The following is a 7,055-nucleotide window of genomic DNA, read 5'->3' on the forward strand; positions in this document are numbered from 1 at the left end:
TAAGACAAGTGCATCGTGCCGATGCAAGAGTCTCTCTATTTTTTTTCAATAATGCCTCTGACCAGGCGCCCTACCTTCTGGGTCCGCTGTCCTACCTTCCAATAAAAACTGTCATGTATCCTCTGAATTTCTTCCCTGGCCTTTTTTAATTCTCCCCGGGCTTTTTCCAGGTTGCTTTCTTTGCTGGTGTATGCCTTTTGTAATTGTTCGAATGCCTGTTGCAGTTGATTGTATCCATTCGTTCGTTGCTTATAGGCCTGATGTACTCTATCATAGGCCTGATATGTTCTCTCATAGGCCTTTATTAATTTATTATATGATTTATGAAGCCTTATATACGGCTCTGTAAGTCCGATATCTGTGCCGATACAGAGTTCGTAACGAGCGGCTTCAGCCTTTCCAAGTTGTAATAACCGACGGTAATCATCTACCATTTCCCTTAGGGAGCGATGCGAGTAATCACTCAAATTTTTTCTTACGGCTTCAAGTTTTTCAGGCTTTTTTACCAATGCCTGAACGCTTTCTACCAGCGCCTCCTTATTCGGTTCGAAGAGAAATCCATTTACACCATTTTTGACCCGGTCTGCAAAGCTCCCCAATGAGGTGACCACGGGCGGGATTCCAAAAACCATGAGTTCGCTCAGTGTATAACTGAAAGTCTCTGGCCACACGGAAAGGAGGAGCCCGAAATCTGGGGATATCTCTTCCAGAATTCGAGGGAGATCGCCATAATCGTATTCAGCTATAATTCTGACGCAGGAATCGTCATCCAAGAAAGTAGAGACGGCATCGCCGCAGCCAACAAGATAGATGTCAATAAGCTCACATAGCTCTGGCAGCGAATTTCTTAAAAGGTCAAGCCCCTTTACCGGTTTTAGCTGACCGAGTACTACCGCTCGCATCTTCTGATGTTTGCTGGTTATTGCCGGTTCCAAGTCACGTTTTTCAATGGAAAGACCATGTGGAATGACCGTGAAGTCTGCCCGGGAAAAGCGCGAGTCCAGTGCAGACATATTTCTTTTCACTGAATCGGTGGGGGCAATCATGGTAATCGCCTGGGACTCGATCAGTTGCAGATATCTGTCGCGCAAAGTCATCCAACCCTCGTCGGAAATCGTCGGGTTTCCTTTTATCAAATCGGAATGATTTTCTGATATACAACGGTTTAATCTCTGTTCATCACACGTCCTGCAGATGCCATTGGAGTATATATTGATCGCCGGGCAAAATGGATAGTAATCATGGCATATGATAATGGTCTTCTTTCCGGTATTTAGCGCGTCTAAAGAATGGCCGACAAGGGACGAGACCAAGACTGCATCTATGCTGAATTCACGAATGATTCGTTGAATTATGCGCTGGTATTCCAGGTGTGCGATTGAAGAAGAATAGATCGGAATCGAAAGGTCCCAGGTTCTGACAGGATAGGTATCGCTAATGTCGGTAAACAGCGACAACTTGTGACCAAAGACCCTTGAGCTGCCAACTGATTTCAGTACCATGTTAATGCTATCCTCAGCGGCAGATGTGTAGTCACGGACCCATTTTTCTATCCCCCCGCCCCAGCTATGCATTATATGAAGCTGAACAGGTTTTGGCTCCAGCCCCGGCATAGAGGAAAAGCAGGCCTCTTTCCTGATGCTTTCCCCAACGGCATAGCGAATATAGGTAAGGAGGTGTCCATCTGCTACGGCCTTTTCCACATCATCCAGATCATTCCCGTCGGTTTGCCCGGTCCCTGTCCGGGAATCATTGTTTAATCGGCCTACATATAAATGGTCACAGATTACATTCAGCCTGCCGGCAGCCCGGATCCGTTTTGCCAGCCAAGTCCCCGAAAGCCCTTTGCCGGTTGCCAGCAGTTCATCAAGATTGTTTATCTCTTTCAATGCATCTGCACGAATATAGAAACAGCCTTCAAAAAAACCTGGAATCTCATAATAGACGCGATGCCCAAGGCAATAGGCCGTGCGGTCTATATCATCTGTTATGTGTTGCCTTGTCACAGGCAGGGTCTGAGAATCAAGGAGCGAAAAAAGGGGAGATGAATCACACATGGGGGAAGCAGTAGCAACTAAAGGATCAGAATAAGCGACTTTGCCCAGCCTGGCATCCCATGCATATGGAAGCTCTATGCCCGGCTTCACAAACAGAAGGTCGTAAGCGGAAAATTTGCCATTGCAGTGAATGCTGAGAGCACAGGCCAGTTCATTATCAAGCTTACAGTGACTTACTTTTTCAATGAACACATCATTATGACCATTTGAGGAGCTGATACCGGCTGATCTGATCAGGCCGGGCACCTTATCTTCCTCGCAGGTCATATCCACTACCAAGACAGGAGCCGCGATTACGTTTTGATTCAAGACGCAGCTAAAGGTGTGCAGGAATGCCTGTTCCTCTCCAGGTCTCACGGGAATACATACTACGTGGCGAATTTTATCATCCGCCCCGGCAGTCAGTTTCGTGCCCTTTAATGATGCTGTCATCAGCTCTTGCTCAAATTTCTGCTTTCCAATTTCAGGTTTCAGGCTGTGAACGGCTACAGATTATTTGGCAAATGGGTTGGAAGCAGCCAAAGGATTGCGAGATTTTTCAACCAGAGTCATGTTTTGCGCCTGACAATTATCTTGGCAAACCAGGCAAATCCAAGGCCGGCCAACATAGAGAAAATTTTTGGATAACATACTTTTTCCAAAAGCCTGGTACAAGCCTTCTTGACAGGTTTCTTCCCTGTTGATGCTGAAACCTTTTCTCTGGCGCTGTCCACAGCCAGCCGCAAATGACGTGCAGGATCTTCCGCTAGGTGTTTTCTGATGCGGTCCAAATAATCGGGATGGAGCTTAACCAGGGTCTCAGTGCCTTGTTTTTGGAGGTGCTCTTTGGATTCTGAAAAGCTTGCTCCACCTGTATGATAGACAAAGGTATCTCCGCAGAGGACATGGCGCCAGCCTGCTTTGGCCGCCTTCATACAAAAATCATTCTCCTCACCGTAGCCCGGCCCGAAGCTTTTTTCATCAAAAAGGCCCAACTGATCCAGGCACCGGCGTTTAATATACATACAAAATCCTACTGCAGTAGGAATATCAACTATGGCCCCGGAGTTTGTGTCACTGAACAGCCTGTCAAGCGACCTGACATCCCATCCCTGGGGCAGGCTATTTTCCCGGCAGAAAACAGGGTAACTGCATATTGTGGCATTGTTGGAAAAAGGCGTAACCGTACCGATTTCCGGATCGGACAGCGCGCATCCCCGAATGCGGTCCAGCCAGTCGTTGGCCACTTCTGTGTCACTATTTAACAGCACGACATCCCTGTCCGGGTGTAATGTCATGCCGCGGTTTACTGAGGCTGCAAAGCCGATGTTATTCTTGTTGCGGAGCAGAGTGATGGACCCGTCCTCTGCAAGATGCTCAAGAAAGGCCTTCATGGCCCGCTCAGGGCTGGCATCGTCAATTACAATAAGCTCAAAGGGTGTCTTCTGGGGATTTGAAAGTACACTATCCAGGCATTGCCGTGTCTCATGTAAACCCCCGTACACCGGGATGATAATGTCCACAACCCCCATGCCTGCGGCCCGCCCGCCCGGGTTAATACTCAGCTTGTCCGGATCGGATGATGATGGCTCAGGAGCAGCATTTTTTTCTTGCTTGATACCTGTGCCATTACCTTTTACCCGTATTGTGTCTCCGGCCCTGGCAGTAACAATGTACTGGTAGACATCACTGTCTGGTAGCGTCATGAGTTTCTCTCGCAGCACGGGATCAGCCTGTTCAACGATTGAAGCAAATTCACTCATATCGAAGGGCAGGTGCACCGTGTCTACTTCCACAACAGTATATGATAGCGCCTGCAGGAGATCTAAGAAGCTGGTTTTTGTGAAAAAACGTAGATGAGTGCGGTCAAGCAGCCCTTCATCACGATAGGAAAATCCACCGCTTATCAGCTCCAATATGAGCCCTGCATAAGCGATATTAGGAATAGATACCAGCACATTACCGTTTCTGTTCAACAAATCAGGAAGCTGCTTGAGCACATAAGCCGGATCGCGAAGGTGTTCCAGCACATCCGCACAGACAACATGATCATACGATCTCTTGGGGAAATGTTCCGATAAGCAGACCTGCTCAAGGTCACCTACCAGTAACTTGCGGCACCATGGCTTGGCTTCCTCTGCCATTGCGGGATCTATCTCTACTCCGTCCACGACGCAATCAAGCTCTTTCCGGAGAAAACGGCTAAAGTACCCTGTTGCCACTCCCAGCTCCAGGACACAGCCGCTCCTTTTAATTTTACGAGCTATCCGGGCAAGAGAGTCCTGTGAATCCGGATCTATACGGCGGCTGTATCTATGTCCAACTTTGTACATTTCGTGCCAATTACAACATAATATTCTTATGTATTCATAAACTGACAGGACCTTCCGTATATCAACTACTCAGACCGACTGAGTTTTTGATGTCTGGTGAACCGTGAAAAACCTGTCCACACCTGCCCAATGGTGCCAGGCAGGCGGATCTTCGCTGATTACCCCTTCAAGCTGGTCTACCAGGGCATCCAGTAACACGTTCTCGCTCTCAATGGGTAGGGGTTTACTTATACGCAGTTTTCGATAACCTGTTTCTCTGTCTAATGCCACAGTATAAGCCACAACGGGAATATGTTCTTTGACCGCTAAATATACCATACCTCGTGGCAGGTATGCACGCCGTCCGAATAGCTGCGTTAACAGGACATTGCGCTGTTGCTCAACAGATACATCAAATAATCCTACCAGACATGATCCCGATCTTAGTGCCTTTCTTAGCTTGAACATACTGTTCCCATTGATGAAAATGAGATTTTCCACACCTGCCCGCACGACTCCGAATGTCCGCAGTTTTGCATACCAATATCGAATACGTGTTCCGGAAAATGAGATTTTATCAAAACCCCTTATAAGGACGGCGATCTTTCTTCCCTGGGCGCGTAAATGCCGTAATGACCACATGCCCGCGCCCCAGTGAAAGGTTATTGCCAGAAACGGTTCATTCCCCTGTGGCCAACCAGAGCCATCAATCATAACATATTTATGCCGCCAGGAATCACTTCGGAAAAGCAGGAGATAGAGATCGGCATGATCTACCAAAGTTACCAAACGGAATGCTGAAGCCCAGGCCCTGGGATCTCTTACAGGCTCAATTGAGTTGGCTCCTGCCAGCGCATTCTGGGTTTCCGTGCGATACAGACATTCCGATCTTGACAGACGCTGAAAAATACGGAAACAGATCGGCCAGGGCAAAAGGGCAGCCAGGCCCGGGATAAGAAATAACTCAATAAAATCACGGAGGTTTTGCTTCCAACTCACTTTTTTAATATAGTTTTTCATACAAGGCACCAAGATCTCGCAGTTGAAAAAATACACAGAATGGAACCGGTCAAGATATTATTTCGATCATTCAAAGAGAAGAACAATCTTGGGCTATCAGTGTCTGTAATCGGAGTACCATTACAATGCCGGCTTTCATCCGGTTGACATGGCCGTCCAGATGCTGGTCCACTTTGTCAAAAAGCCGATTGTCGTCGAGGAATTGCCCTGATGAAAAGCGACTTCTTGTGAGGTCTTGTCAGCAGGGGCCTGGCGAGAGACAGGCCCCGTATTATGATCTACGTTTAGTATTCATTCAAGGCTAATATTGGTTTCCCGGAAATCACCCGCGATCTATATTGTTCGCTTGAATTAACACCGATGCTAAAAAATAAGACTATGGCCAGCACGTTCCATATACGGATACTCAACACCCCTAATACTCAACACCTAATACAGTCTGCCTGGCGGCCACAACGCTGCTTTCCACGATGCTGAACATAATTCGGTCGCCCCCGTTAGGTATTATATACAAACCACCATCATAATATCCGGACGGAATTCCAGCCACGTCAGAGGCCACGTTTACTACATTAAGACGTGTGTGGGTGGCGTTAATCGTAATGTTTTGCAAAGGATCGCCGGAAATCGTGGAGATGTTGCCGGTAAACGCGCCCGAAGGGTTTTGAGAAGTCCAAATTACCAACTGGGTTACTGCGCTATAAGCGGCCTCAATCCAGTATTTATTTTCTGTTCCTTTCGAACCGGAACAGCCGTGGGTCAGACCCGTAATGGAAGCCGCATTAAGATTGCTTAAATCTAAAGCAACGTTGGCGTAATCCGACCTTGTCAATGGCACGACAGGCAAAAATGCCGCGTCACCAGTTGACCACAGGAAGGCGGTTCCTGACAACTCCTGCCGGTTTTCGCTTGTCTCGAGCACGCCTGTATTGTCAATGGTGAAAACGAGGTATCCCTGTGTATCGGGATGATTATCGCCGTCTTTGTCTTTCAGAGAGAAATTATATAACCAGGTTGAGCTCTGTATAGGAAGCGACCCGTTGGATAAGAGAACTCCGTCGGCAGAAAAATAACTCCAGTAGATAGAGTTACCGGTATTTGCCGTATATACCATCAAAGTGACAAGAGTATCATCTGAGGTCCCGTAGAAAGCATACGGCACCAGACAACCGTCCTCATATACTGTTCCGGCATGTGACTTGCTTGCCAGCCCAATAGACATCAACAGCGCAAAAGTTACGATCACTAACGTCCTCATTTCATTTTTCATGTTTGCCCTCCTTCTGAGACGAACAATATCAAGTTTGGGTGGCTTCTGGCATAAATAGGATATATGTTATTAGTTATTAAATGACACTGTTGGATAATCTTGTCAAGAATTCTTGAAAGACCATCGATCCGGTAGTGTAAAATATTTTGTGTGAATTCTGAAAGGGTAGAAAAAGGCACTTTTCCTTGTAATGGTTTTGATCACCAAAAAATCAAACCGAAAGGAGAAGTGCCATGAACGTAGAAATCAGTGTACCGGAAGTAGTAGAGATCTTCAAGGAGATCCAGGAGCACTGGATATTTCATATAAGCGCAGGCGAATTTTGTGACGCAGCACAGGAGGCTCTTTTGAGCCTTCAGAGGCAAGCTGTGATCGTCTTTTCTCAAGCTATGGGTAAAAATACCACCATAGCCAGGA

General features: G+C 47.1%; 5 protein-coding genes. 1 reads left to right on the forward strand and 4 read right to left on the reverse strand.

Annotation, left to right across the window (positions count from 1 at the left end; genetic code table 11):
• Nucleotides 1-35: 35 nt before the first annotated feature.
• The 4 genes from C4B57_07760 to C4B57_07775 all read right to left on the reverse strand — a co-directional run bounded on the left by C4B57_07760 (nucleotide 36) and on the right by C4B57_07775 (nucleotide 6,638).
• On the reverse strand, nucleotides 36-2,489 hold the full coding sequence (locus tag C4B57_07760) for a hypothetical protein (GenBank protein PXF54353.1): 2,454 nt from the start codon (nucleotides 2,487-2,489) through the stop codon (nucleotides 36-38).
• A gap of 116 nt (nucleotides 2,490-2,605) precedes the next feature.
• On the reverse strand, nucleotides 2,606-4,369 hold the full coding sequence (locus C4B57_07765; protein PXF54354.1) for a hypothetical protein: 1,764 nt from the start codon (nucleotides 4,367-4,369) through the stop codon (nucleotides 2,606-2,608).
• A gap of 69 nt (nucleotides 4,370-4,438) precedes the next feature.
• Entirely contained in the window at nucleotides 4,439-5,368 is a 930-nt protein-coding gene (locus tag C4B57_07770; protein ID PXF54355.1) for a hypothetical protein, read from the reverse strand.
• Between the two features lie 415 nt (nucleotides 5,369-5,783).
• Nucleotides 5,784-6,638, reverse strand: coding sequence for a hypothetical protein (locus C4B57_07775; GenBank protein PXF54356.1), 855 nt, complete (start codon nucleotides 6,636-6,638; stop codon nucleotides 5,784-5,786).
• 233 nt (nucleotides 6,639-6,871) lie between these two features.
• Here C4B57_07775 and C4B57_07780 point away from each other — a divergent pair.
• On the forward strand, nucleotides 6,872-7,055 hold a 184-nt coding region (locus C4B57_07780; GenBank protein ID PXF54357.1), incomplete at its 3' end, for a hypothetical protein.

This window comes from Deltaproteobacteria bacterium, from assembly GCA_003194485.1.
Lineage (GTDB): Bacteria > Desulfobacterota > Dissulfuribacteria > Dissulfuribacterales > UBA3076 > UBA3076.

Excerpts from the sequence above, each read along its gene's own strand:
- C4B57_07760 (PXF54353.1), bottom strand. The coding sequence starts at position 2,489 with ATGACAGCATCATTAAAGGGCACGAAACTGACTGCCGGGGCGGATGAT.
- C4B57_07765 (PXF54354.1), bottom strand. The coding sequence starts at position 4,369 with ATGTACAAAGTTGGACATAGATACAGCCGCCGTATAGATCCGGATTCA.
- C4B57_07770 (PXF54355.1), bottom strand. The coding sequence starts at position 5,368 with ATGAAAAACTATATTAAAAAAGTGAGTTGGAAGCAAAACCTCCGTGAT.
- C4B57_07775 (PXF54356.1), bottom strand. The coding sequence starts at position 6,638 with ATGAAAAATGAAATGAGGACGTTAGTGATCGTAACTTTTGCGCTGTTG.